This is a genomic window from Pseudomonas prosekii, from assembly GCF_900105155.1.
Classification (GTDB): domain Bacteria; phylum Pseudomonadota; class Gammaproteobacteria; order Pseudomonadales; family Pseudomonadaceae; genus Aquipseudomonas; species Aquipseudomonas prosekii.
The window spans coordinates 1971186-1994669 of the sequence record NZ_LT629762.1; the positions used below are offsets into that span (position 1 = coordinate 1971186).

Genomic DNA, 23484 nt, shown 5'->3' on the forward strand with positions numbered 1-23484 from the left:
GCATTCTACAGCAGCGCCAGTTACTGTCAAGTGGTTATTTTCAGAAGTTTTCGAAGATTTCTTCAACAACTTCAACCACTTGCGCTTTCGATCTCTCGTTAGCGGGAGGCGAATTCTACAGCGTTACTCGCTGCTGTCAACCCCTCTTTTTCAACCCCCTTTCGCGCTTCGATGAACTGAAGCAACTCACTCCCGAAACCTGCGTAACTCATTGTTTACCAAGGAGTTTTCCGTTTCGACTGCGCCGGAAGAGGGGCGAATTATAGACTTCCAGAATCTGCCGTCAACACCTATTTTCACAAAACTGTCATATAGGTCAGAAAAGCCCCAAAAGCACGAAGGCCGGCCCCCCAATCAATTGAGAAGCCGGCCTTCTGCCCTTCTACTTACAAGCTAGGGAACGCGAATTGCGATGCCTCATGGCTCGCTCGTTGCGGCCAGCGCTGAGTAATCGCCTTGCGGCGGGTGTAGAAACGCACGCCATCCGGACCATACGCGTGCAAATCGCCAAACAGCGAACGCTTCCAGCCGCCAAAGCTGTGATAGGCCACTGGCACTGGCAACGGCACGTTAACGCCAACCATCCCGACTTCAATCTCATCGCAGAACAACCGCGCCGCTTCGCCGTCTCGGGTAAAGATGCAGGTGCCGTTGCCGTATTCGTGATCGTTAATCAGCTGCATCGCCTCTTCCAGGCTGTTGACCCGGACGACGCACAACACCGGCCCGAAGATCTCTTCTTTATAGATGCGCATTTCTGGCGTGACGTTATCAAACAGGCAGCCACCCAGGAAGAAGCCTTCCTCATGCCCTGCCACGCTCAAACCACGGCCATCCACCACCAAGGTTGCGCCAGAAGAAACGCCGTCTTCTATATAGCCACTGACCTTGTCGCGCGCCTGACCGGAAACCAGCGGCCCCATGTCCAACCCGCAAGAAGTGCCAGCACCAATCTTCAGCGCCTTGATCTGCGGCACCAACTTGGCCACCAGCGCATCGGCCACTTGGTCACCGACACACACGGCCACTGAAATTGCCATGCAACGTTCGCCGCAAGAACCATACGCCGCGCCCATCAGTGCGCTGACCGCGTTATCCAGATCCGCATCCGGCATCAACACCGCGTGGTTCTTCGCGCCACCCAGTGCCTGGACGCGTTTGCCGCGCTTGGTGCCTTCGGCGTAGATGTACTCGGCAATCGGCGTCGAGCCCACGAAGCTCAATGCTTTGACTTCCGGCGCTTCGATCAGCGCATCCACCGCAGCCTTGTCGCCGTGCACCACACTCAGCACGCCCTTAGGCAGACCGGCTTCGATCAGCAATTGCGCGATCAGCAGGGTCGAGCTTGGATCACGCTCGGACGGCTTGAGGATGAAGCAGTTGCCGCAGACGATCGCCAACGGGTACATCCACAACGGCACCATCGCCGGGAAGTTGAACGGGGTGATCCCCGCAACCACGCCCAATGGCTGGAAGTCCGACCATGCATCAATGTTCGGGCCGACGTTACGGCTGTATTCACCCTTGAGAATTTCCGGAGCCGCACAGGCGAACTCGACGTTCTCGATGCCACGCTTCAATTCACCGGCGGCGTCCTCCAGGGTCTTGCCGTGTTCTTCGCTGATCAACTGGGCGATGCGCGCTTCGTTCTGCTCCAGCAATTGCTTGAAGCGGAACATCACCTGGGCACGCTTGGCCGGCGGCGTGTTGCGCCACGCCGGAAACGCAGCCTTGGCGGAATCAATGGCTTTCTGAATGGTTTCGCGGCTGGCCAATGGCAGCTTGTGGATGGCTTTGCCGGTCGACGGGTTGAACACGTCGGCGGTGCGACCTTCCTCGGTCACCAGTTCACCATTGATCAAATGCGGGATAAGGCTCATGCGGGGCTCCAGAAAATTGTTCACGGGCGCTCATCAAATAGCGCCCTTCTTTATATAGAGAGAGACGAGAAATCAGTCGATCTTGTTCAGCACTTCGCCGACCGCATCGAACAGGCGATCAAGGTCTTGCGGCTTGCTGTTGAAGGTTGGGCCGAACTGCAGGGTGTCGCCGCCGAAACGCACGTAGAACCCGGCTTTCCACAACGCCATGCCCGCCTCGAACGGACGCACAATCGCATCGCCATCACGCGGGGCAATCTGGATCGCGCCGGCCAAACCGTAGTTACGAATGTCGATGATGTTCTTCGAGCCTTTCAGCCCGTGCAGCGCATTTTCGAAATGCGGCGCGACTTCGGCGACGCTTTGCACCAGGTGTTCCTTTTGCAGCAAATCGAGTGCTGCCAGGCCAGCGGCGCACGCCACCGGGTGTGCCGAGTAGGTATAGCCGTGCGGGAATTCCACCGCGTACTCCGGCGTCGCCTGGTTCATGAACGTGTGATAAATCTCGGAACTGGCAATCACCGCGCCCATCGGGATCGCGCCATTGGTGACTTGCTTGGCGATGCACATCAGGTCCGGGGTCACGCCGAAACTGTCGGCGCCAAACATCGAACCGGTACGACCGAAACCGGTGATCACTTCGTCGAACACCAACAGGATGTTGTGCTGATCGCAGATTTCGCGCAGACGCTTGAGGTAACCCTCAGGCGGAACCAGTACGCCAGCGGAGCCGGCCATCGGTTCGACGAAGACTGCAGCGATGTTCGAAGCGTCGTGCAATTCGATCAACTTCAGCAACTCATCTGCCAAGGCGATACCGCCCTCTTTTGGCATGCCACGCGAATAGGCATTGCTCGCCAGCAACGTGTGCGGCAGGTGATCGACGTCCATCATCGCCTGACCGAACATTTTGCGGTTGCCGTTGACGCCGCCGAGGCTGGTGCCGGCAATGTTCACGCCGTGGTAACCCCGGGCGCGGCCAATCATCTTGGTTTTGGTCGCCTGACCTTTCAAACGCCAGTAGGCGCGGACCATCTTCACGGCGGTATCCGCACACTCGGAACCTGAGTCGGTAAAGAACACGTGATTCAGATTGCCCGGCGTCAGGTCAGTGATTTTCTCGGCCAACTGGAACGACAACGGGTGGCCGTACTGGAAACCCGGCGAGTAATCGAGCGTGCCCAACTGCTTGGCGACCGCTTCCTGAATCTCCTTGCGCGTATGCCCGGCGCCGCAGGTCCAAAGACCTGAAAGCGAATCGTAGACTTTGCGGCCCTTGTCGTCTGTCAGCCAACTGCCTTCGGCGGCGACGATCAGTCGCGGATCACGCTGGAAATTTCGGTTGGCCGTGTAGGGCATCCAGTGCGCATCAAGCTTGAGCTTGCTGGCCAAGGAAATCGGGGCGTTTTCGGGCAAGTTCATCAATAAAACCTCGCAGGCAATAAGCGGCACAGAGATCAAAAGCGTTCTTGCAGCTAAATTGCCACGGGGATAAAGTCGGTGAAATCCAACTCTTCTAACCTTCAGTCTGCCAGTCACTAAACTTTCATCTCCCAACCATGAGCGCCCAACCATGAGCACCCGCCGCCCCGATCCGCTGGCCCAGGTCAGTGACTTTGATATCCGCCTGTTGCGGATTTTTCGCAGCGTGGTCGAGTGCGGCGGCTTCTCGGCGGCGGAATCGGTGCTCGGCATCGGTCGCTCGGCCATCAGCCAACAGATGAGCGATCTGGAGCAGCGCCTCGGCTTGCGCCTGTGCCAACGCGGGCGCGCCGGGTTTTCCCTGACCGAAGAAGGTCGCGAGGTTTACCAATCGGCGTTGCAGCTATTAAGTGCGCTGGAAAGTTTCCGCACCGAGGTCAACGGCCTGCACCAGCATCTGCGCGGCGAGTTGACCATCGGCCTGACCGACAACCTCGTCACCCTGCCGCACATGCGCATCACACATGCCTTGGCACAATTGAAGGAACGCGGGCCGGACGTGCAGATTCAGATCCGCATGATTGCGCCGAACGAAGTTGAACAAGGCGTGCTCGACGGACGCTTGCATGTCGGCGTGGTACCGCAGGCCAGCGCGTTGTCGGGGCTGGAATATCAGCCGTTGTACAGCGAGCGCTCGCTGTTGTATTGCGCGGTCGGCCATCCATTGTTTTACGTCGATGACACGCAATTGGACGATGATCGCCTGAACAGCCAGGACGCGATTGCGCCGACCTTCCGTTTACCCGCCGAAATCCAGGCGCATTACCAAGCGCTGAACTGCACCGCCAGCGCCTCCGACCGCGAAGGCATGGCGTTCCTGATTCTGACCGGACGCTTCATCGGCTACCTGCCGGACCATTACGCGAGTCTCTGGGTGCAGCAAGGTCGCTTGCGCGCGCTCAAACCCACCGCGCGTTTTTACGACCTGAGCCTGGCCTCGGTCACCCGCAAGGGCCGGCGCCCGCACTTGGTGCTGGAAAGTTTCCTCGAAAGCCTTGCCGCCACCCGCTAATAAACGAAGAACCCTGTAGGAGCGAGGCTTGCCCGCGAAGGCGTCATATCAGCCAGCATCAGTGTTGAATGTCAGGCCGCTTTCGCGAGCAAGCTTCGCTCCTACAACGGCAAGGTTTTATCGTGTCAGCACTTGTCTGAAACCGGCGGGTGCGCTATCAACGCAGGGGTTGCGCCCACAGACCCTTTCGGAAGTGCCTATGACCTTTGAAGTCCCCGCCCACGGCGGCAAACCTGCCAGCCGCATTCGTCAGAAGAACGAAGAGACGATCCTCAAAGCCGCCGAAGATGAATTCGCCCGCCACGGGTTCAAAGGCACCAGCATGAACACCATCGCCGTGAATGCCGGGTTGCCCAAAGCGAACCTGCATTACTACTTCAGCAACAAGCTGGGTTTGTACGTGGCAGTGCTGAGCAACATCATCGAATTGTGGGACAGCACCTTCAACACCCTCACCACCGACGACGATCCGGCCGAAGCGCTGACCCGTTACATCCGCGCCAAAATGGAATTTTCCCGACGCCAACCGCAGGCCTCGCGGATTTTCGCCATGGAAGTGATCAGCGGCGGTGAATGTTTGACCGAGTATTTCAACCAGGACTATCGCGCCTGGTTCAAGGGGCGCGCCGCCGTGTTCCAGGCGTGGATCGACGCCGGCACAATGGACGCAGTTGACCCGGTCAACCTGATCTTCCTGCTGTGGGGCAGCACGCAGCATTACGCCGACTTCGCCACGCAGATTTGCCGAGTCAGCGGTCGCGCCAAGTTGACCAAGCAAGACATGGAAGATGCCGGCAACAATCTGATTCGAATTATTCTCAAGGGCTGCGGCCTGACACCGACTATCTAAGCGACCTATGCCTTTTACCCTCAGCGACTTGTGCGAATACCGCGAAGAGATTCGCAAAAGCCGCTTCATCACCCTCGCCGCGCCAATCGGCAGCCCGGCCGACGCCCAAACATTCATCGAGCAGCACAGCGACTTGAACGCCACGCACAATTGCTGGGCGTGGAAACTCGGCGGCCAATACCGCAGCAACGACGATGGCGAGCCGGGCGGCACCGCTGGCCGGCCAATTCTGGCGGCGATTGAAGCGCAGGATTGCGATCAAGTCGCGGTGTTGGTGATTCGCTGGTACGGCGGCATTCAGCTCGGCACCGGCGGACTGGCCCGCGCGTATGGCGGCGGCGCCAACAAATGCCTGCAAGCGGCGCCGAAAATCGAATTGATCAGCCGCGTGCCGCTGAGTTGCGCGTGTGCGTTCGGCGAGTTGGCGCTGGTGAAGTTGCGGGTGGCGGAGCTGGGCGGGTTGGTGGTCGAGGAATCGTTCACCGCCAACGGCGTCGATCTGAAACTGGCGCTGGGCGAAGCGCAGATTGAAACGCTGCAATTGCAGCTCGCAGATTTGAGCCGTGGACGCATTCTTCTTGAGCGGTAAGTCTTGAGCGATGCAGGCTGCAATATTTCAGGGCGTTGATCCTGTTCAACGCAATCTACACTTGCCCACATCTACTGTGCACCCGGCTGTGGATAACCTGAGCACATAGCGCTGTAACCCTTCTGTCATGCGGCTTTGCGGGCATTGTACGTTTTTCGTCCAAAGCGCCATCAAAAACGCCAAATCCACGGAAAAACAAACAGTTAGCGCGGTTTATCACCTTTAGAAGATAGCCGCGTTGCGCTTATGCCCGAGCGTCGAGCTTGCACACAAATACTGTGGAGCAAGCTGTGGATAACCCGTTCATGCCTCGCGCAGCCCCATATCCGGCATAGCTTGCAGCCGATTGCTCGTTTTTTGATCAAACGTCGCGGACAAAAAAGGAGCCTGATCAAGCCCTTTGCTCCGAAGTGGTGCCTGATCTGCACAAACATCCTCTCGCCACATCCCGCGCAAAGCCTGCCCCGGCATGGCTCGACGCAAATTCCTGACTCAATGGCCAGAAAATTGCTTTATCCACAGGCATTCACTTCATCGACCCGAGCCTGTCATGCCCAACCCCGTGCCGATCCCGCCCCAGACGCCGCGCCTGCAACTGCGCAACATCAGCAAACGCTATCCCGGTTGCCTGGCCAACGACGCCATCGACCTGAGCATCGCCCCCGGTGAAATCCACGCGTTGCTTGGCGAAAACGGCGCGGGCAAAAGCACGTTGATGAAGATCATCTACGGCGTGACCCACGCCGATTCCGGGGAAGTGCTCTGGCAAGGTCAACGCATCACCATGCGCAATCCGGCTCAGGCGCGCGGCTTGGGGATCGGCATGGTGTTTCAGCACTTTTCGTTGTTCGAAACCCTCAGCGTCGCGCAGAACATTGCCCTGGCCATGGGCGCGGCGGCGGGTACGCCGAAACAACTCGAACCAAAGATTCGTGAAGTCTCGCAACGCTACGGCATGGCGCTGGAGCCGGAGCGACTGGTGCACAGCCTGTCGATCGGTGAACGCCAGCGGGTGGAAATCATTCGCTGCCTGATGCAGGACATTCGTTTGTTGATCCTCGACGAGCCGACCTCGGTGCTGACGCCGCAAGAGGCCGACGAATTGTTCGTGACCCTGCGCCGGCTCGCCGCCGAGGGCTGCAGCATTCTGTTTATCAGCCACAAACTCGGTGAAGTTCGCGCGTTGTGCCATAGCGCCACGGTGTTGGGCGGCGGTCGAGTGGCCGGGCATTGCGTGCCGGCCGACTGCTCGGACCAGCAACTGGCGCGGCTGATGGTCGGCGAAGCGGCCGAGTTGATTACTGATTATCCGAAGGTCGTTGGCGGCGAAGCATTTCTGAATGTGAGCGGCTTGTCGTGGCACAACCCGGACCCGTTTGGTTGTTCACTCAAAGACATCAACCTTGAAGTGCGCAGCGGCGAAATCGTTGGAATCGCCGGTGTTGCGGGCAACGGTCAGGACGAGTTGCTGGGGTTGCTCAGCGGTGAACAGCTGCTTGTGCGCGACGCCGCCGCGACGATCCAATTCCACGGCCAGCCCGTCGCCCATTTGCGCCCAGATGCGCGGCGCAAAATGGGGTTGGCCTTCGTCCCCGCCGAACGTCTGGGCCACGGTGCAGTGCCAGAATTGAGCCTGGCCGATAACGCGCTGCTCACTTCATTCCAGCAAGGTCTGGTGAGTAACGGCCTGATCCAGCGCGGCAATGTCGAAGCGTTGGCCGAGGAAATCATCCGCCGTTTCGCGGTGAAGACGCCGGATACGCAAACCGCCGCGCGCAGCCTCTCCGGCGGCAATTTGCAGAAATTCATCCTCGGCCGGGAAATCCTCCAGCAGCCGAAATTACTGGTCGCCGCGCACCCGACCTGGGGCGTGGACGTTGGCGCGGCGGCGACTATTCACCGCGCCTTGATTGCCTTGCGCGACGCCGGCGCGGCGATCCTGGTGATCTCCGAAGACCTCGACGAACTGTTCCAGATCTGCGACCGCCTCGGCGCGTTGTGCAGCGGCCGCTTGTCGCCGCTGCGGGCCACCGTCGACACCCGCCTGAGCGACGTCGGCGGCTGGATGGCCGGGCAGTTTGATGCCGCAGATTCCCAGACCCATTTACCTGCCACCGCAAGCGTTTAACGGAGTTTCACATGCTGCTTTCACTCGAACCCCGAGGCCAGCAATCGCGCCTGATGTTGTGGTGCTCGCCGCTGCTGGCGGCGGCGCTGACGTTGGGCTGCGGCTCATTGCTGTTTATCGCACTGGGCCACGATCCACTGCTGACCTTGCACACGTTATTGATCGCCCCGGTCAGCGACCTCTACGGCGCTTCCGAATTGCTGGTCAAAGCGCTGCCGATTCTGCTGTGCGCGTTGGGCCTGGCGGTGGCGTATCAGGCACGAATCTGGAACATCGGCGCCGAAGGCCAGTTGCTGTTGGGTGCCCTCGCCGGTAGCGCGTTGGCGGTAAATATCATCGACCTGCAAAGTCACTGGGCGCTGGTGATGATCCTGCTGGTCGGCACCCTGGCCGGCGCGGCGTGGGCCGGGCTGACTGCATGGCTGCGCACGCGCTTCAACGCCAATGAAATCCTCACCAGCATCATGCTCAATTACATCGCGCTGAACTTGTTGCTGTTCTGCGTTCACGGGCCGTTGAAAGACCCGGCCGGGTTCAACTTCCCGGAGTCGGCGATGTTTGGTGACGCCAGTCGCTTGCCGCTGTTGATGGAGGATGGCCGCGTGCATGCCGGGGTGTATTTCGCGCTGTTGGCGCTGGTTGCGGTGTGGGTGCTGTTGCAGAAAAGCTTTGTCGGTTTCCAGATCAAAGTGCTCGGGCTGGACAAGCGTGCCGCCGGGTTCGTTGGTTTTCGCGAGAAGCGTCTGATCTGGCTGGCGCTGTTGATCAGCGGCGGGTTGGCCGGGCTCGCCGGGGTCTGCGAAGTCACTGGGCCGATCGGTCAATTGGTCCCGCAGGTTTCGCCGGGTTACGGCTATGCGGCGATTACCGTGGCGTTTCTCGGCCGGCTCAACCCGATCGGCATTCTGTTTGCGAGCCTGTTGATGGCGCTGCTGTACATCGGTGGCGAGAGCGCGCAAATGAGCATGAACCTGCCGCAAGCCATCACTCAATTGTTTCAGGGAATGATGCTGTTTTTCCTGCTGGCCAGTGACGTGCTGATTCTTTATCGGCCGCGCCTGAACCTGCGCTGGGCGCGCCGCGCACCCGCCACCCCCCTGACCGCAGGAGCGCTGTGATGGATATCGATCTGCTGAGCAATATTTTCTACGCAATGGTTCGCTGCGGCACGCCGTTGCTGTTGGTGGCCCTGGGCGAACTGATCTGCGAGAAGAGCGGCGTACTCAATCTGGGCCAGGAAGGCATGATGCTGTTTGGCGCGGTGATTGGTTTTATCGTCGCGCTCAACAGCGGCAATCTGTGGCTCGGCGTGTTGCTGGCGATGCTCGCCGGGATGCTGCTGTCGTCGCTGTTTGCCTTGGTGGCGCTGGTGTTCAATGCCAATCAAGTGGCGACCGGGCTGGCGCTGACGATCTTCGGCGTCGGCCTGTCGACGTTTGTCGGCGCGGCGTGGGTGGGTAAGCCGCTGGCCGGTTTTGAGCCAGTGGCGATTCCATTTTTGAGTGAGATTCCGCTGCTCGGGCGCATGCTGTTTGCCCAGGATTTGCTGGTGTATCTGTCGTTCGCGCTGTTTGCGCTGGTGGCGTGGGTGATTCTGAAAAGTCGGGACGGGTTGATCATTCAAGCGGTCGGGGAAAACCCCGATGCAGCCAGCGCGATGGGTTTGCCGGTGCTTGGCGTGCGCACGTTGGCGGTGCTGTTTGGCGGGGCGATGGCCGGGTTGGCCGGGGCTTATCTGTCGCTGGCGTATACGCCGATGTGGGCGGAAAACATGAGCGCCGGGCGTGGCTGGATTGCTTTGGCGCTGGTGGTTTTTGCCAGTTGGCGGGTGTGGCGGTTGCTGCTCGGCGCGTACCTGTTTGGCCTCGCCAGCATCCTGCACCTGGTGGCGCAGGGATTGGGGCTGGCGATTCCATCGAGTCTGCTGGCGATGTTGCCGTACGTTGCGACGATTGTGGTGTTGGTGCTGCTGTCGCGGGATGCGTTGCGTACTCGGCTGTATGCGCCGGTTTCGTTGGGGCAGCCTTGGCAGGGTGGGCATTAGCGGTTAGCTGGTCTGGCCTCTTCGCGGGCAAGCCTCGCTCCTACAGGTTTTGCACCGTTCCTGTAGGAGCGAGGCTTGCCCGCGAAGGCGTCCGCATTGGCAACACCTGAGCAATGCCCCACGCCAATTCAAACACCAGGAAAATCACCAACAGCGAACTGGCGCCATGCACTAAGGCATACAGCTGCCACCCAGCAAACAGAAACCTTCCAACCGCGTCATACCGGCCAAAAACCGCCTGCGGATCGCGAATCCGCAACACCGCCCACACACAAACAATCGACCCCAACAGATTCGCCATCAACCCATGCATCGGCGCAAACGCCGGCAGTTCGCCCGGCAGATTCAGCGCCAGGCTCACAGCCGTCAGCGCGCCATGCAGCAAAGCGAAAGTCCACGGCGTGACAAACGCCGCCATCACCAGCAAGTCATACCAGGCGCTGCCTCGCACCACACGGCGATATTGCGTTGAAGTCCACATCAGCATTGCTCCAGAAATCGGGGGAGCAACAAGGCTAAAGCCTGGGGTATGCTCCAGGGTCAAGCCCCTTTCGAGACGTCATGATGCGCATCGGTGAATTAGCCCAGGCCAGCGCCGTCAGCCGCGACACCCTGCGTTTCTACGAGCAGCGCGGGTTGATCGCGGCGCAACGCAGCGCCAATGGTTACCGCGACTACCCGGCGGACATGGTGCAACTGGTGCTGTACATCAAGACTGCGCAGCGGCTGGGATTTACCCTCGGCGAAATCGGCAACAGCGTCGCCGCGTTGTGGCAATCGCCCGACCCGGACACCGCCGTCACGCAATTGCTGCAAGACAAGCTCAAGTTGATCGAAACCCGGATGGACCAACTCGGTGCATTGCGCAGCGAGTTGCAACAACGGCTGGGCCAGCGTTGTCCTTTGAATCCATGATCCTCACTCATCAAGGAATCCCGACATGTCCACGGCAAAAACCGCACTCATCATCGGCGCCTCTCGGGGCCTGGGCCTCGGGCTGGTGAAAACCCTGCTGGCCGACGGTTGGCACGTCACCGCCACCGTGCGCAACCCGCAGAAAGCCGCGGCGCTGCAAGCGCTGGGCAAGGTGCGCATTGAAAAGCTCGACATGGATGATCAGCAAGCGGTGATCGCGCTGAGCCAGCAGCTCAAGGGTGAAATGTTTGACCTGCTGTTCGTCAACGCCGGGGTCAAGGGCCCGGACGTGCAGACGCCGGGCGGCGCGACACTGGCCGAAGTCGGGCAACTGTTTTTCACCAACGCGGTGGCGCCGATCAACCTCGCGCAGCGCTTTGTCGGGCAGATTCGTGACGGCAGCGGCGTGCTGGCGTTCATGAGTTCGGTGCTCGGCAGCGTGACCATGCCGGACGCGCCGGAACTGGCGCTGTACAAGGCCAGCAAAGCCGCGCTGAATTCGATGACCAACAGTTTTGTGACGCAATTGGGCGAGCAAAAACTCACCGTGTTGTCGTTGCATCCGGGTTGGGTCAAGACTGACATGGGCGGCGAAGGCGCGGACCTCGACGTCGAGACCAGCACTCGCGGTCTGATCGATCAAGTGAATGCGTACACCGGCAAGGGCGGGCATCACTTCGTCAACTACAAGGGTGAAACCATTCCCTGGTAACCCCTATTTGCCTTTGTAGGAGCGAGGCTTGCCCGCGAAGGCTGAGTGTCAGTCGACATCATTGGTGTATGACACGCCGCCTTCGCGGGCAAGCCTCGCTCCTACGGGGTTATGCGTCGGACCTGTGGGAGCGAGGCTTGCCCGCGAAGCTTTTTTGCAGGAAACTCCGCACCTCGTCCTCGCGGCGACCCTGGATCAGCAGACAGGGTAATCACTGAGCTGGCTAACCTGAACCCACTTTCAGAGGAGCCGGCCAACATGCCTGCGACCCGTACCTGGTTAAAAAATCCCCTTGCGATCTTCACTGCCAATGGCCTCGATGCCCGTGGCGGCCTGGTTGTGCAAGACGGGGTGATCGTTGAACTGCTCGCCGCTGGCCAGCGGCCCTCCGCGCCCTGTGGAGAAGTTTTCGATGCCCGCGAGCATGTGATCCTGCCGGGCCTGATCAATACGCATCACCACTTCTATCAAACCCTGACTCGCGCCTGGGCGCCGGTGGTCAATCAGCCGCTGTTCCCGTGGCTGAAAACCCTCTATCCGGTGTGGGCCCGCCTGACTCCGGAAAAACTCGCCCTCGCGACCAAAGTCGCGCTGGCCGAATTGCTGTTGTCGGGCTGCACCACCGCTGCCGATCACCACTATCTGTTTCCTGAAGGGCTGGAAAACGCGATCGACGTGCAAGTCGAAAGCGTTCGCGAACTCGGCATGCGCGCCATGCTCACGCGCGGTTCGATGAGCCTCGGCGAAAAGGACGGTGGTCTGCCGCCGCAACAAACCGTGCAGGAAGGCGAGGTGATTCTCGCCGACAGCCAACGCCTGATCGCCGAGTACCACGAACGCGGCGACGGCGCGCAAATCCAGATTGCCTTGGCGCCCTGCTCACCGTTTTCGGTCACCCCGGAAATCATGTCCGCGAGTGCCGAACTGGCGAATAAACTCGACGTGCGCCTGCACACTCACCTCGCTGAAACCCTCGACGAAGAAGACTTCTGCCTGCAACGCTTCGGCCTGCGCACCGTGGATTATCTGGACAGCGTCGGCTGGCTCGGCCCGCGCACCTGGCTGGCGCACGGCATCCATTTCAACCCGGATGAAATCGCCCGTCTCGGCGCCGCCGGCACTGGTATTTGCCATTGCCCGAGTTCGAACATGCGCCTCGCGTCCGGGATCTGCCCGACGCTGGACCTGACGGCGGCGGGTGCGTTGCTGGGCCTGGGCGTGGACGGTTCGGCGTCCAACGATGCCTCGAACATGATGCTCGAAACCCGGCAGGCGCTGTACATCCAGCGTTTGCGTTACGGTGCCGAGAAGATCACCCCGGAACTGGTTCTGGGTTGGGCAACCAAGGGTTCGGCGAGCCTGCTCGGGCGTAGCGACATTGGTGAGTTGGCGGTGGGCAAACAGGCCGATCTGGCGATGTTCAAGCTCGATGAGCTGCGCTTCTCCGGCAGCCATGATCCGGTGTCGGCGTTGCTGCTGTGCGGCGCCGATCGTGCGGACCGAGTGATGGTCGGCGGCAAATGGCGAGTGATTGACGGCCAGATCGAAGGGCTGGATCTGAAAGGCTTGATTGCCGATCACAGCCAGGCTGCGCGGCAACTCATCGCTGGCACCTGACACAACACCGATCAACTGTGGGAGTGAGCCTGCTCGCGATGACGGAGTGTCAGTCGGCATTATTGGTGCCTGACACTCCGCTATCGCGAGCAAGCTCGCTCCCACATTGTTTTGTGGTGAGGTTAGAGACCGAGCAGCGACAACATGATGAACGTCGCAAACAACACAAAATGCGTCATGCCTTCGATGGCATTGGTTTCGCCGTCATTGAGGTTGATCGCGCTGACGATCAGCGTCAGGAAAATCATCACCGTTTGCACCGGTGTCATCGCCATCTGAAACGGCTGGCCGGTGTACAGCGCCATCGCTTCCATCACCGGAACCGTCAGGATCACCGTCGACAGCGACGCGCCCATGGCGATGTTGACCACCGATTGCATGCGGTTGGCCAGCGCGGCGCGCAATGCAGTCAAAATCTCCGGCGCAGCGGAAATCGCTGCTACCAGAATCGCCGTGATCACCGGCGGCGCGCCCGTACCTTCGAGCCCCAGATCCAGAGTTTTCGACATCACTTCGGCCAACGCACCAATCACCACCACGCCAAACACCAGCATCGCGATGCTCAGGGTCACGTTGACCGGCTCCGCTTCGTCTGCCGAAGCCTGCTCTGCGGAAGCCTGCTCAGTGACTTTCTTGCGGCGTTTTTCCGGGTAGCTGTAGCTGAAAAAGTAGCTGTGCGGCCCGACCTGCATGCGCAGGAACAGCGCATAAAGGACCACCATCGCGCCAATGGTGAACCCGGAATAAATCTTCCAGTTGGCTTCGGGAATGAATTCCGGCACCACCATCGAAACGCCCATGGCCGTGAGGATCATCACGCTATAGCTGCGCGCCGAGTCGTCGTTGTAGGACTGTTCGCCATGCTTGATCCCGCCCATCAACGCGGCGAGACCGAGGATGCCGTTGATGTCGAGCATCACCGCCGAGTAGATCGTGTCGCGCACCAGGGTCGGCGACGCTTCGTTGCTCATCATGATCGCGAGGATCACCACTTCGACCAGCACCGCGGCGAGGGTCAGGATCATCGTGCCGTAGGGATCGCCGACCTTTTCGGCGAGCAATTCGGCGTGATGGGCGACGCGCATCGACGCGGCGACGATGAAGCCGATCAGGATCAACCCGGCGGCCAGCGCCACCGGTTGGCCGTTGTTCAATATCCAGTGTTCCAGCGGATAGGCGACGACGGCGGCGATAACGGCCAGCAGGAGAAACTTTTCTTGCTTGAGGAGTGTGAGCATTGCGAGCCTTTTTACCGAGTGAAGCAAACCAGAGTGATGAGCTACTGACTACGGGGCGGCGCTAACGTTTCGTTACACATTAGCGCACCAGCGCATGGCGTGGATTGGCAAACGTGCACCGGGATAGTTCTGCGGTTGCCCTCAGGGCCTCTTCGCGGGCAAGCCTCGCTCCTACAAGAGCGCCGCAGTCCCTGTAGGAGCGAGGCTCGCCCGCGAAGGGCGCGACACGGTTTCGGAATGATTGTTGTCCTGTTGGTCAGCAATTTGCATTGGCTCCTCCAACCACAAAACAAAATGGAGTTCGAGTTCATGCATAAACGTCCGTTGAAGCAGTTGCTGTGCGCCGTTGCGGCGGCCATCGGTCTGAGCGCCAGCCTGAGCGCCAGTGCCGCCGACCCGCTGAAAGTCGGTTTCGTCTACATCGGCCCGATCGGTGACCACGGCTGGACGTATCAGCATGAACAGGGGCGCAAGGCACTGGCGGAGAAATTCGGTTCGCAGATCACCACCAACTATGTCGAGAACGTCGCCGAAGGGGCCGACGCCGAGCGGGTGATCCGCAACATGGCCAAGGACAAGTACGACCTGATCTTCACCACGTCCTTCGGCTACATGAACCCGACGCTGAAAGTCGCCAAACAATTTCCCAAAGTGACCTTCGAGCACGCCACCGGCTACAAGCAGGACAAGAACCTCGGCACCTATCTGGCGCGCACCTACGAGGGGCGTTACGTCGGCGGTTTTCTTGCGGCGAAGATGACCAAGAGCAAAAAAATCGGTTACGTCGCCTCGTTCCCGATCCCGGAAGTGATCCGCGACATCAACGCCATTCAGCTGGCCCTGAACAAATACAACCCGGGCACCGAGATCAAAGTGGTGTGGGTCAATTCCTGGTTCGATCCGGGCAAAGAGGCCGACGCCGCCAACGCGTTGATCGACCAGGGCGTCGACGTGGTGTTCCAGCACACCGACAGCCCGGCGCCGATTCAGGCTGCCGAACGTCGCGGCGTGTATGCCGTGGGCTACGCTTCGGACATGGCGCACTTCGGGCCGAAAGCGGTGCTGACCTCGATCGTCAACGACTGGGCGCCGCACTACATTCAGGCGACCCAGAGCGTGATCGACCAGACGTGGAAATCCCAGGATTACTGGGGCGGTTTGAAAGAAGGCACGGTTGAGTTGCCGATCAGCGATCTGGTGCCGGCGCCGGTGAAAGCCGAGGCCGAGCAGATCATTGCCGACATCAAGAGCGGCGCGCTGCACCCGTTTACCGGGCCGATCAAAGATCAGGCCGGCAACGTGAAAATCGCCGAAGGGGCAACAGCGAGCAACGCCGAACTGGCCTCGATGAATTACTACGTGGAAGGCATGAAGGCCGATATACCGAAGTAGCCTTTCAAGTCAGACACAAAACCCTGTGGGAGCGAGCTTGCTCGCGATGACGGAGTGTCAGTCGACATCAATAGCGCCTGACTCACCGCTATCGCGAGCAAGCTCGCTCCCACAATAGACTTTGAGCGTTCTGAGGACTGCGCATGAACCAACTCCCGATCATCGACATTGCCCCGCTCTACTCCGCTGACGAAAACGCCTGGCAAGCGGTCGCCGCGCAGATTGATCGCGCCTGCCGCGAGTGGGGCTTTTTCTACATTAAGGGTCACCCGATCAGCGCGTCGCGCATCGACGCGGTGCTCGACCACGCTCGACGTTTCTTCGCCCTGCCCGCCGCAGAAAAACTCCAGATCGACATCACCCAGACCCGCCACCACCGCGGTTACGGCGCGATCGCTACCGAGCAACTCGACCCGAGCAAACCCAGCGACCTCAAGGAAACCTTCGACATGGGCCTGCACCTGCCGGCCGATCACCCGCAGGTGCTCGCGGAAAAACCCCTGCGCGGGCCCAATCGCCATCCCGCGCAACCCGGCTGGGAAGCGCTGATGGAGGCACATTACGGCGACATGCAGGCGCTCGCGCAGACCCTGCTGCGGGCCATGACGCTGGCGCTCGGCATCGACCGCGATTTCTTCGACAGCCGTTTCGTCGAGCCGGTCAGCGTGCTGCGGATGATTCACTATCCGCCGCGCCACACCGCCAGCTCCGCCGAACAACAAGGTGCCGGCGCGCACACCGATTACGGTTGCATCACGCTGCTGTATCAAGACGCCGCAGGCGGTTTGCAAGTGCGCAACGTCAACGGTGAATGGATCGACGCGCCGCCCATCGACGGTACGTTTGTGGTCAACCTCGGCGACATGATGGCGCGCTGGAGCAACGACCGTTACCTGTCGACGCCGCACCGAGTGATCAGCCCGTTGGGCGTGGACCGCTACTCGATGCCATTCTTCGCCGAACCGCACCCCGACACGCGCATCGAATGCCTGCCCGGTTGCCAGGACGCGCAGCACCCGGCGAAATATCCTGCGACGACTTGCGCCGAATTCCTGCTTTCGCGCTTCGCCGATACCTACGCTTATCGACGTGAACAGGAAGCCGTGTGATCAACCGGTTGGTCAGGTTTTACCAATTGTTGCAGCGAGCATCTGTAGAATGCCGGCATTGCACCTGATGAGAATTCGAACATGTATGACTGGTTGAACGCCCTGCCCAAGGCAGAATTGCACTTGCACCTCGAAGGTTCGCTGGAACCCGAGTTGCTGTTTGCCTTGGCCGAGCGCAACAAGATTGCGTTGCCGTGGGACGACGTGGAAACCCTGCGCAAGGCTTACGCCTTCAACAATCTGCAGGAGTTTCTCGACCTGTATTACCAGGGCGCCGATGTGTTGCGCACCTCGCAGGATTTCTACGACCTGACCTGGGCGTACCTGCTGCGTTGCAAGGCACAGAACGTGATTCACACCGAACCGTTCTTCGACCCGCAAACCCACACCGACCGTGGCGTGCCGTTTGAAGTGGTGCTCAACGGCATCGCTTCCGCGCTGAAGGATGGCGAGCAGCAACTGGGCATCACCAGCGGTTTGATCCTGAGTTTCCTGCGCCACTTGAGCGAAGAAGAAGCCGAGAAAACCCTCGATCAGGCGCTGCCGTTCCGCGATGCGTTTGTCGCTGTCGGTCTGGACAGTTCGGAAATGGGTCACCCGCCGAGCAAGTTCCAGCGAGTGTTTGATCGCGCACGTCACGAAGGCTTCCTGACCGTCGCCCACGCCGGTGAAGAAGGCCCGCCGGAATACATCTGGGAAGCCATCGACCTGCTGAAAATCCAGCGCATCGACCATGGCGTGCGCGCCATCGAAGACGAGCGCCTGATGCAGCGGATCATCGACGAGCAGATCCCGTTGACCGTATGCCCGTTGTCGAACACCAAGCTTTGCGTGTTCGATCACATGTCCCAGCACAACATCCTCGACATGCTGGAACGCGGGGTCAAAGTCACGGTGAACTCGGATGACCCGGCGTACTTCGGCGGTTACGTCACCGAGAACTTCCATGCGCTGTATACCGACCTCGGCATGACCCAGGATCAGGCCAAGCGTCTGGCGCAAAACAGCCTGGATGCGCGGTTGATCAAGCCGTAAGTCTCACCGCAAAACCACTGTGGGAGCGAGCCTGCTCGCGAATGGGGCGTGTCAGTCGACATTTGTTTAACTGACACACCGCTTTCGCGAGCAGGCTCGCTCCCACATTTTTTTAGATCGCGGTTGCTTCTGTCAGCTCCTCCAGCGTCTTGCCTCGCGTTTCCATGCCGAACACCCACACCACCGCTGCCGCGATCGCGAAACACATCGCGCCTAACGCGAACACCCCGCCCTGCCCGGTTATCGGGAACACCAATCCGGTGACCAACGGCCCGAGCAGCGAACCGACGCGGCCAATCGCCGAGGCAAACCCCGAGCCAGTCGCGCGTGCCGAGGTCGGGTACAGCTCAGGCGTGTAGGTGTAGAGCACAGCCCACATGCCGAACAGGAAAAACTGCATCAACAATCCCGAGCTGATCAGCAGCCCGACGTTGCCGCCAAACACCGCACTCTGCCCGTAAAGAAACGCCATCACCCCGCCGCCCAGCAGCGTCACCACGCACACCGGTTTGCGCCCCCAGCGCTCCACCAGCCACGCCGCCATGAGAAAACCGGGAATCCCGCCAAGCGATATCAGCACCGTGTAATACACCGATTGCGTCACGGCAAAACCCGACTGTTGCAACAGCGCACTCAGCCACGAGGTCAGCCCGTAGAAGCCAAGCAACGCGAAGAACCACACGCTCCAGATCATCATCGTGCGCTGGCGGTACAGCGGCGACCAGATCTGCCGCAGCGCGGAAAAGAAGTTGCCCGGCGTACTCGCCACACGCGGCAAACGAATCGGCGCCGGCAGCTCTGCACGACCGAGGGATTTGCGCACCCGTTCTTCAATGCCCAGCAACACTTTGTCCGCCGCCTCGTGCCGACCGGCCTGTTCGAGCCAGCGTGGCGACTCGGGAATGAAAAAGCGGATCGCCAGGACAAACACCGCCGGCACCGCCAGTACCAGAAAGATGTCGCGCCACCCGATAACTGGCAGCAAAAAGTACGACAGCACGCCGGCCGCGACGAACCCCAGCGGCCAGAAGCCGTCCATCAACGCGATGTAACGCCCGCGCCCCTTCGCCGGAATCAGCTCCGAGAGCATCGACTGCGCGATCGGAAACTCCATGCCCATGCCGATCCCCAACAGAATGCGGAACAGCGTCAACGTTTCAATATTCTGCGCCGTGGAGCACAAGTAACTGGCGATGCCCCACAGCACGATGCTCCACTGGAACACCGGTTTACGCCCGAAGCGATCAGCCAGCATGCCGGACAGCGATGCCCCCAGCACCATGCCGAAGAAACTCGAACTGGCCAGCAGCCCGGCCTCGGCGCTGCTGAGGCCGAACTCGGTTTTGATTGAACCGAGCAGGAACGTCATCATCGCCAGGTCCATGGAATCGAAGAAAAACGCCAAGGCAATGATGATGAAAATGATGCGGTGATAACCGCTGATCGGCAGGCGTTCCAAACGTTCTGCCGCGCTGAATTGTGCTATTTGCATGTCGCGTTCCCCCATCCGAAAGTCCCCGGATCGAGTGTGCGCGATAGCGACGGCGGGTAATTGCCGGGTGCGACCTGCTCACAACCGTGAACGACGTTGGTCCTTGCGTACGCCGATTACAAAAGCTCTAGAAGGCCATTTCCAGCTCGGTTTCCCGGGCGAACCGGTGAACTTCACGCTGGCCGGTGGCGGTGACTTGCAATGCGCGGGAATCGTTGGGCAAGGTCAGCCAGCCGGATTGCAGGAACAGCTGCAGCAACGCCGCGCCCAATGAACCGCCCATGTGCGGACGGCGTTCACTCCAGTCGGGGCAGGCGCAGGCGATTTGCGCGTTGCGATGAGCCAGCGCCTGGACGAACACACCACGGCTGGCCAGTTGCGTGGCGCCCTTGTGGGTGACCACTACGCGCTGATCGAACTGCTCGATCCACCCGGCATCGAGCAAACGCTGATACAAATCCGCCGCCAGCGTGCCGCCGAGATGGTCATCACATAAACGCGCCTGCAACAGCGACGCCGGTGCCATTGGGCGTTTGAGCATGGGGTTGGCGCGTTTGAGGGTTTCGGGAATTTGCCGTGGCTGGCTGGCGATGCTGGCGCTGGCGAGGGCTTCTACTGCAGCGCCGATTTCCGGCGCAGCGAGGCGGAAAAAGCGTTTGCGCCCGCGCTCTTCGACCTTCAACAGACCGCCGGCCGCCAGGCGCGCCAAGTGTGCACTGGCCGAAGAGGGCGACAGCCCGGCCATCAGGGCCAGCTCCTCGGTCTGCCGCGCCGAGCCATCCATCAAGGCCCACATCATTGCGCTGCGCTTGGGGTCAGCCAGCAACGTGGCGATCTGGCTGATGCAAGGTGCATGTTCCATGTATTCACTCCCTGTGGAATCGTTTCGTCTACTGCTCACGGACATATTGACCAGTAATGGTTCGTCGGCCAAGACGCGATAACTGCCATAAACCGGGCCCGGCAAACCGCCCGGCAGCACGCTGTATCGGGCAACCTCGGGCGACCCCATGGCAGGCACGGCTGATGGTGAACGCGGGCAGGCCGGTTCGGCGTTACAGGCTTCAGGCGGGCGCTAGTATAAGCGCGTTGGCCGTCGGTTCCTGCCCTTGGGAGCCGGCAAGAGGTGATAGTTCCTGACGGAAATTTCGCTATTTGCCTGCGACTAATGATCAACCGCCGAGAATCGCGGAAATTGACTACTCAATTGCGCGCATCGGCTGGCAAGCATCTCGCGTAGAAGGTTCACCGGCTTACTCAATTGTGCGCGATGGGCGCACAGCAAATTCAGCGGTGCGCGCTCGCAAAGCAATTCCGGCAACAGCACTTTGAGGCGACCGGCGAGTACATCGGCCGCCACGTCGAGCCAGGATTTGTAAGCGATCCCGGCTCCCGCGACCGCCCACAGGCGCACCACATCGGCGTCGTCGCTGAAACGGTCGCCGCTGACGGTCAAGCCGACTTCGCGTTTGCCGTCGTGAAAACTCCAGCGGTCGTGCACCCGGCTGCCGAGCATGAACAACAGGCAATTGTGCTGCGCCAGTTGTTCCAGATGACGCGGTTCGCCGTGCTGCGCGAGGTACGCGGGCGACGCACAGAGCACGCGGCGATTTTCTGCGGCGATTGGCAGCGCCACCAGGCTTGAGTCTTCCGGCTCGCCGTAACGTAGGGCGATGTCCACCGGTTGCCGGAACAGGTCGGCAATGCGATCGCCCAACAGCAGACGCACGGTCAGTTTCGGGTGTTCGCGCTGAAATTCATCCAGCCACGGTAATAGCAAGTTACGCCCAAAGTCCGACGGCGCCGACAATTGCAGAATGCCGCTGACTTGATCCTGGCCGCTGGCGAGCAACCGCCGGCCTTCATCCAGATTGCTCAGCGCCGCGCGGGCATATTCGAGAAAACCCTCGCCTTCGGCGGTCAGGCGCAAACTGCGCGTGGAACGGGCCAGCAAACGTGCGCCGAGTTGCTGTTCGATGCGCTTGAGCGCCGCGCTGGCCACGGCCGCCGACATGTCCATCACCCGCGCCGCCGCCGACAGACTGCCCAAATCCGCGGCCCGGACAAACAACTGCAAATCGTCGAAACGCAGCATCTTCAGCCCCGATTATCAAAAAAATATTGAAAGAGACTGCTCTTTTAGCGGGTTTTATCTTGCCGGGAAATAGCTAATTATCTGCCCCATCGCCCATCACGCAGCGTCAGGAGTCGACCATGTCCCAGCCTTTCACCGCTATCGCCACGCTCATCGCCAAACCGGGTCAGCAAGATGCCCTCGAACAACACCTGCGAGCGCTGCTGGCACCGACCCGCGTCGAGGCCGGTTGCGGTCAATACGATTTGCACCAGGACCTCGCCAACCCGCTGGCCTTCTACATGATCGAGCAGTGGAGCAGCGACGAAGCCCTGCAGGCGCATGACGCCAGCGCCCACGTGCAAAACTTTCGCGCCAAGGCCGGTGACTTCCTCGAACACTTCGAGCTCAAGCGCCTGCGCACCTTGAGCTGATTTCTTCCTTTATTACCCTTGCGGAGTTTTTCATGAAAGCCATTGCCTATTACGCCTCGCTGCCGATCAGCGACGCCAAGTCGTTGCAGGACATCGAACTGCCAGAACCGCTCGCCGGCCCGCGCGACCTGCTGGTGGAAGTTAAAGCGATTTCGGTCAACCCGGTCGACACTAAAGTCCGGCAGAACGTCCAACCTGAAAACGGCGCCGCCAAAGTGCTCGGCTGGGACGTTGCCGGTGTGGTCAAAGCGGTCGGCAGCGATGTGACGCTGTTCAAGGCGGGCGACAAAGTGTTCTACGCCGGCTCCATCGCCCGCGCTGGCGGCAACAGCGAATTGCACGTTGTCGACGAGCGCATTGTCGGCCACATGCCGAAAACCCTCGGTTTCGCCGAAGCCGCCGCGTTGCCGCTGACCGCGATTACTGCGTGGGAATTGTTGTTCGAGCGCCTGCAAGTGCGCGAAGGCAAAACCGATGAAGGTCAGAGTTTGTTGATCGTCGGCGCGGCGGGCGGAGTCGGTTCGATCCTCACGCAACTGGCCAGCCAGCTCACTGGGTTAAAGGTTATTGGCACTGCGTCCCGTGAACAAACCCAGAACTGGGTGCGTGAGTTGGGCGCCGATCTGGTGATCGATCACAGCCAGCCGCTGAGCGAAGAACTCAAGCGCGCCGATATTCAGCACGTGACCCACGTGGCCAGCCTGACCCAGACTGATGAGCACCTGGACCAACTGGTCGAGGCTCTGGCGCCGCAGGGCAAACTTGCGTTGATCGACGATCCGAAGTCGCTGGACGTGACCAAACTCAAGCGCAAGAGCCTGTCGTTGCACTGGGAATTCATGTACACCCGCTCGCTGTTTGAAACCGCTGACATGCTCGAGCAGCACAATTTGCTCAACCGGGTGGCTGAGCTGATCGATGCCGGGACTTTGAAAACCACAGTGGGCGAGCACTTCGGCGTGATCAATGCGGCTAATCTGCGGCGCGCGCATGAGCTGCTGGAAAGCGGCAAGGCCAAAGGCAAAATCGTCCTCGAAGGCTTTTAACCGCCGAATCTGTAGGAGCAAGGCTTGCCCGCGAAGGCGTCCTCAAGATCGCCATCGCGAGCAAGCTTTGCTCCCACAAAAGCAGTTGCAAAAGCAGTCGCAAAAACATTCCCACAAAAAGCAGTCCCGCACACAGCCGCGCAAACACTCCTACAAGTCCTACACCGTCAGTCAGATGCTTGCCCGTTGTCACAATTGCGCACTTATTCGGGTCTACAATCGAGGCCTCTGCGACACAGTCTTTTACTTAAGGAGGTCAGCAATGAAGATCCTGATAAAAGAAGTGGCAACATCCCAGTGGCAGGTCCGTCTCGACCAACATGCCGTCACTTTCCGCAGCGAAGCCGAGGCCCGGGCTTTCACCCGCACCCTCGAAGCGCGCCTGCAAGCCCCGCATCAATTCCCCGATCGCCAGCAGCGCGCCGCTGGCTGAGT

The 23484-nt window shown here is 60.2% G+C and carries 22 protein-coding genes; 15 read left to right on the top strand and 7 right to left on the bottom strand.

Annotated elements, in window-relative coordinates; all coding sequences use genetic code 11:
* Positions 1-386: 386 nt before the first annotated feature.
* Both BLU01_RS09135 and BLU01_RS09140 read right to left on the bottom strand, forming a co-directional pair.
* Positions 387-1880 carry a CoA-acylating methylmalonate-semialdehyde dehydrogenase gene (locus tag BLU01_RS09135; RefSeq protein WP_092273708.1) on the bottom strand — a complete coding sequence of 498 codons (1494 nt, stop codon included), beginning with the start codon at positions 1878-1880 and terminating at the stop codon, positions 387-389.
* A gap of 72 nt (positions 1881-1952) precedes the next feature.
* Complete coding sequence (locus BLU01_RS09140; protein WP_092273711.1) at positions 1953-3302, bottom strand: aspartate aminotransferase family protein; 1350 nt, start codon at positions 3300-3302, stop codon at positions 1953-1955.
* Positions 3303-3453: 151 nt separating this feature from the next.
* On the opposite strand from BLU01_RS09140, the gene BLU01_RS09145 reads away from it, so the two are divergent.
* The 6 genes from BLU01_RS09145 (at position 3454) to BLU01_RS09170 (ending at position 9985) form a co-directional block, all read left to right on the top strand.
* Positions 3454-4374: a LysR family transcriptional regulator gene (locus tag BLU01_RS09145; RefSeq protein WP_092273714.1), complete on the top strand. Its 921-nt coding sequence runs from the start codon at positions 3454-3456 to the stop codon at positions 4372-4374.
* Between the two features lie 199 nt (positions 4375-4573).
* Complete coding sequence (locus tag BLU01_RS09150) at positions 4574-5224, top strand: TetR/AcrR family transcriptional regulator (protein ID WP_092273717.1); 651 nt, start codon at positions 4574-4576, stop codon at positions 5222-5224.
* Between the two features lie 7 nt (positions 5225-5231).
* The gene (locus tag BLU01_RS09155) at positions 5232-5813 is read left to right on the top strand and encodes an IMPACT family protein (protein ID WP_092273720.1); all 582 of its coding nucleotides are present in this window, start codon (positions 5232-5234) and stop codon (positions 5811-5813) included.
* Positions 5814-6363: 550 nt separating this feature from the next.
* Positions 6364-7941 (top strand): ABC transporter ATP-binding protein, encoded by a 1578-nt coding sequence (locus BLU01_RS09160; RefSeq protein ID WP_092273723.1) that lies wholly within the window; start codon positions 6364-6366, stop codon positions 7939-7941.
* An 11-nt stretch (positions 7942-7952) separates the two neighbouring features.
* On the top strand, positions 7953-9059 hold the full coding sequence (locus BLU01_RS09165) for an ABC transporter permease (RefSeq protein ID WP_092273726.1): 1107 nt from the start codon (positions 7953-7955) through the stop codon (positions 9057-9059).
* Positions 9059-9985 carry an ABC transporter permease gene (locus BLU01_RS09170; RefSeq protein ID WP_092273729.1) on the top strand — a complete coding sequence of 309 codons (927 nt, stop codon included), beginning with the start codon at positions 9059-9061 and terminating at the stop codon, positions 9983-9985. Before BLU01_RS09165 ends, BLU01_RS09170 begins: the two co-directional genes overlap by 1 nt.
* A 40-nt stretch (positions 9986-10025) precedes the next feature.
* Here the strand turns inward: BLU01_RS09170 and BLU01_RS09175 are convergent, their stop codons facing one another.
* Positions 10026-10466, bottom strand: a complete 441-nt coding sequence (locus tag BLU01_RS09175) for a hypothetical protein (RefSeq protein WP_092273732.1) — start codon at positions 10464-10466, stop codon at positions 10026-10028.
* A gap of 83 nt (positions 10467-10549) precedes the next feature.
* On the opposite strand from BLU01_RS09175, the gene BLU01_RS09180 reads away from it, so the two are divergent.
* The 3 genes from BLU01_RS09180 to BLU01_RS09190 all read left to right on the top strand — a co-directional run bounded on the left by BLU01_RS09180 (position 10550) and on the right by BLU01_RS09190 (position 13229).
* A complete protein-coding gene (locus BLU01_RS09180) occupies positions 10550-10900 on the top strand; it encodes a MerR family transcriptional regulator (protein ID WP_092281540.1) in 351 nt (116 codons plus the stop codon).
* Between the two features lie 25 nt (positions 10901-10925).
* Entirely contained in the window at positions 10926-11612 is a 687-nt protein-coding gene (locus tag BLU01_RS09185; RefSeq protein ID WP_092273735.1) for an SDR family oxidoreductase, read from the top strand.
* A gap of 258 nt (positions 11613-11870) precedes the next feature.
* Positions 11871-13229, top strand: a complete 1359-nt coding sequence (locus BLU01_RS09190; protein ID WP_092273738.1) for an 8-oxoguanine deaminase — start codon at positions 11871-11873, stop codon at positions 13227-13229.
* Positions 13230-13351: 122 nt separating this feature from the next.
* Here BLU01_RS09190 and BLU01_RS09195 read toward each other — a convergent pair whose 3' ends face one another.
* Entirely contained in the window at positions 13352-14467 is a 1116-nt protein-coding gene (locus BLU01_RS09195) for a calcium:proton antiporter (RefSeq protein WP_092273742.1), read from the bottom strand.
* Between the two features lie 309 nt (positions 14468-14776).
* Here BLU01_RS09195 and BLU01_RS09200 point away from each other — a divergent pair, with 309 nt between their 5' ends.
* From BLU01_RS09200 to BLU01_RS09210, 3 genes are all read left to right on the top strand, one after another.
* Positions 14777-15859: a BMP family ABC transporter substrate-binding protein gene (locus BLU01_RS09200; RefSeq protein WP_092281542.1), complete on the top strand. Its 1083-nt coding sequence runs from the start codon at positions 14777-14779 to the stop codon at positions 15857-15859.
* A 143-nt stretch (positions 15860-16002) separates the two neighbouring features.
* Complete coding sequence (locus BLU01_RS09205; RefSeq protein WP_092273745.1) at positions 16003-16968, top strand: isopenicillin N synthase family dioxygenase; 966 nt, start codon at positions 16003-16005, stop codon at positions 16966-16968.
* Positions 16969-17049: 81 nt separating this feature from the next.
* Positions 17050-18003: an adenosine deaminase gene (locus BLU01_RS09210; RefSeq protein WP_092273748.1), complete on the top strand. Its 954-nt coding sequence runs from the start codon at positions 17050-17052 to the stop codon at positions 18001-18003.
* 112 nt (positions 18004-18115) lie between these two features.
* Here the strand turns inward: BLU01_RS09210 and BLU01_RS09215 are convergent, their stop codons facing one another.
* From BLU01_RS09215 to BLU01_RS09225, 3 genes are all read right to left on the bottom strand, one after another.
* Positions 18116-19495, bottom strand: coding sequence for an MFS transporter (locus BLU01_RS09215; protein ID WP_092273752.1), 1380 nt, complete (start codon positions 19493-19495; stop codon positions 18116-18118).
* A gap of 127 nt (positions 19496-19622) precedes the next feature.
* Positions 19623-20357, bottom strand: a complete 735-nt coding sequence (locus BLU01_RS09220) for an ArsR/SmtB family transcription factor (protein WP_092273756.1) — start codon at positions 20355-20357, stop codon at positions 19623-19625.
* A gap of 303 nt (positions 20358-20660) precedes the next feature.
* Complete coding sequence (locus tag BLU01_RS09225; RefSeq protein ID WP_092273760.1) at positions 20661-21590, bottom strand: LysR family transcriptional regulator; 930 nt, start codon at positions 21588-21590, stop codon at positions 20661-20663.
* Between the two features lie 119 nt (positions 21591-21709).
* Here BLU01_RS09225 and BLU01_RS09230 point away from each other — a divergent pair, with 119 nt between their 5' ends.
* From BLU01_RS09230 to BLU01_RS27760, 3 genes are all read left to right on the top strand, one after another.
* Positions 21710-22003: a putative quinol monooxygenase gene (locus tag BLU01_RS09230; protein ID WP_092273763.1), complete on the top strand. Its 294-nt coding sequence runs from the start codon at positions 21710-21712 to the stop codon at positions 22001-22003.
* Between the two features lie 32 nt (positions 22004-22035).
* Positions 22036-23049 carry a zinc-binding alcohol dehydrogenase family protein gene (locus BLU01_RS09235; RefSeq protein WP_092273766.1) on the top strand — a complete coding sequence of 338 codons (1014 nt, stop codon included), beginning with the start codon at positions 22036-22038 and terminating at the stop codon, positions 23047-23049.
* A gap of 262 nt (positions 23050-23311) precedes the next feature.
* The gene (locus BLU01_RS27760) at positions 23312-23482 is read left to right on the top strand and encodes a hypothetical protein (RefSeq protein WP_167370424.1); all 171 of its coding nucleotides are present in this window, start codon (positions 23312-23314) and stop codon (positions 23480-23482) included.
* Positions 23483-23484: the final 2 nt, after the last annotated feature.

Excerpts from the sequence above, each read along its gene's own strand:
- BLU01_RS09205 (WP_092273745.1), top strand. The coding sequence starts at position 16,003 with ATGAACCAACTCCCGATCATCGACATTGCCCCGCTCTACTCCGCTGAC.
- BLU01_RS09235 (WP_092273766.1), top strand. The coding sequence starts at position 22,036 with ATGAAAGCCATTGCCTATTACGCCTCGCTGCCGATCAGCGACGCCAAG.
- BLU01_RS09225 (WP_092273760.1), bottom strand. The coding sequence starts at position 21,590 with ATGCTGCGTTTCGACGATTTGCAGTTGTTTGTCCGGGCCGCGGATTTG.
- BLU01_RS09215 (WP_092273752.1), bottom strand. The coding sequence starts at position 19,495 with ATGCAAATAGCACAATTCAGCGCGGCAGAACGTTTGGAACGCCTGCCG.
- BLU01_RS09150 (WP_092273717.1), top strand. The coding sequence starts at position 4,574 with ATGACCTTTGAAGTCCCCGCCCACGGCGGCAAACCTGCCAGCCGCATT.
- BLU01_RS09185 (WP_092273735.1), top strand. The coding sequence starts at position 10,926 with ATGTCCACGGCAAAAACCGCACTCATCATCGGCGCCTCTCGGGGCCTG.
- BLU01_RS09155 (WP_092273720.1), top strand. The coding sequence starts at position 5,232 with ATGCCTTTTACCCTCAGCGACTTGTGCGAATACCGCGAAGAGATTCGC.
- BLU01_RS09165 (WP_092273726.1), top strand. The coding sequence starts at position 7,953 with ATGCTGCTTTCACTCGAACCCCGAGGCCAGCAATCGCGCCTGATGTTG.
- BLU01_RS09230 (WP_092273763.1), top strand. The coding sequence starts at position 21,710 with ATGTCCCAGCCTTTCACCGCTATCGCCACGCTCATCGCCAAACCGGGT.
- BLU01_RS09210 (WP_092273748.1), top strand. The coding sequence starts at position 17,050 with ATGTATGACTGGTTGAACGCCCTGCCCAAGGCAGAATTGCACTTGCAC.
- BLU01_RS09160 (WP_092273723.1), top strand. The coding sequence starts at position 6,364 with ATGCCCAACCCCGTGCCGATCCCGCCCCAGACGCCGCGCCTGCAACTG.
- BLU01_RS09145 (WP_092273714.1), top strand. The coding sequence starts at position 3,454 with ATGAGCACCCGCCGCCCCGATCCGCTGGCCCAGGTCAGTGACTTTGAT.
- BLU01_RS09140 (WP_092273711.1), bottom strand. The coding sequence starts at position 3,302 with ATGAACTTGCCCGAAAACGCCCCGATTTCCTTGGCCAGCAAGCTCAAG.
- BLU01_RS09175 (WP_092273732.1), bottom strand. The coding sequence starts at position 10,466 with ATGTGGACTTCAACGCAATATCGCCGTGTGGTGCGAGGCAGCGCCTGG.
- BLU01_RS09170 (WP_092273729.1), top strand. The coding sequence starts at position 9,059 with ATGGATATCGATCTGCTGAGCAATATTTTCTACGCAATGGTTCGCTGC.
- BLU01_RS09195 (WP_092273742.1), bottom strand. The coding sequence starts at position 14,467 with ATGCTCACACTCCTCAAGCAAGAAAAGTTTCTCCTGCTGGCCGTTATC.
- BLU01_RS09180 (WP_092281540.1), top strand. The coding sequence starts at position 10,550 with ATGCGCATCGGTGAATTAGCCCAGGCCAGCGCCGTCAGCCGCGACACC.
- BLU01_RS09135 (WP_092273708.1), bottom strand. The coding sequence starts at position 1,880 with ATGAGCCTTATCCCGCATTTGATCAATGGTGAACTGGTGACCGAGGAA.
- BLU01_RS09200 (WP_092281542.1), top strand. The coding sequence starts at position 14,777 with ATGCATAAACGTCCGTTGAAGCAGTTGCTGTGCGCCGTTGCGGCGGCC.
- BLU01_RS27760 (WP_167370424.1), top strand. The coding sequence starts at position 23,312 with ATGAAGATCCTGATAAAAGAAGTGGCAACATCCCAGTGGCAGGTCCGT.
- BLU01_RS09190 (WP_092273738.1), top strand. The coding sequence starts at position 11,871 with ATGCCTGCGACCCGTACCTGGTTAAAAAATCCCCTTGCGATCTTCACT.
- BLU01_RS09220 (WP_092273756.1), bottom strand. The coding sequence starts at position 20,357 with ATGGAACATGCACCTTGCATCAGCCAGATCGCCACGTTGCTGGCTGAC.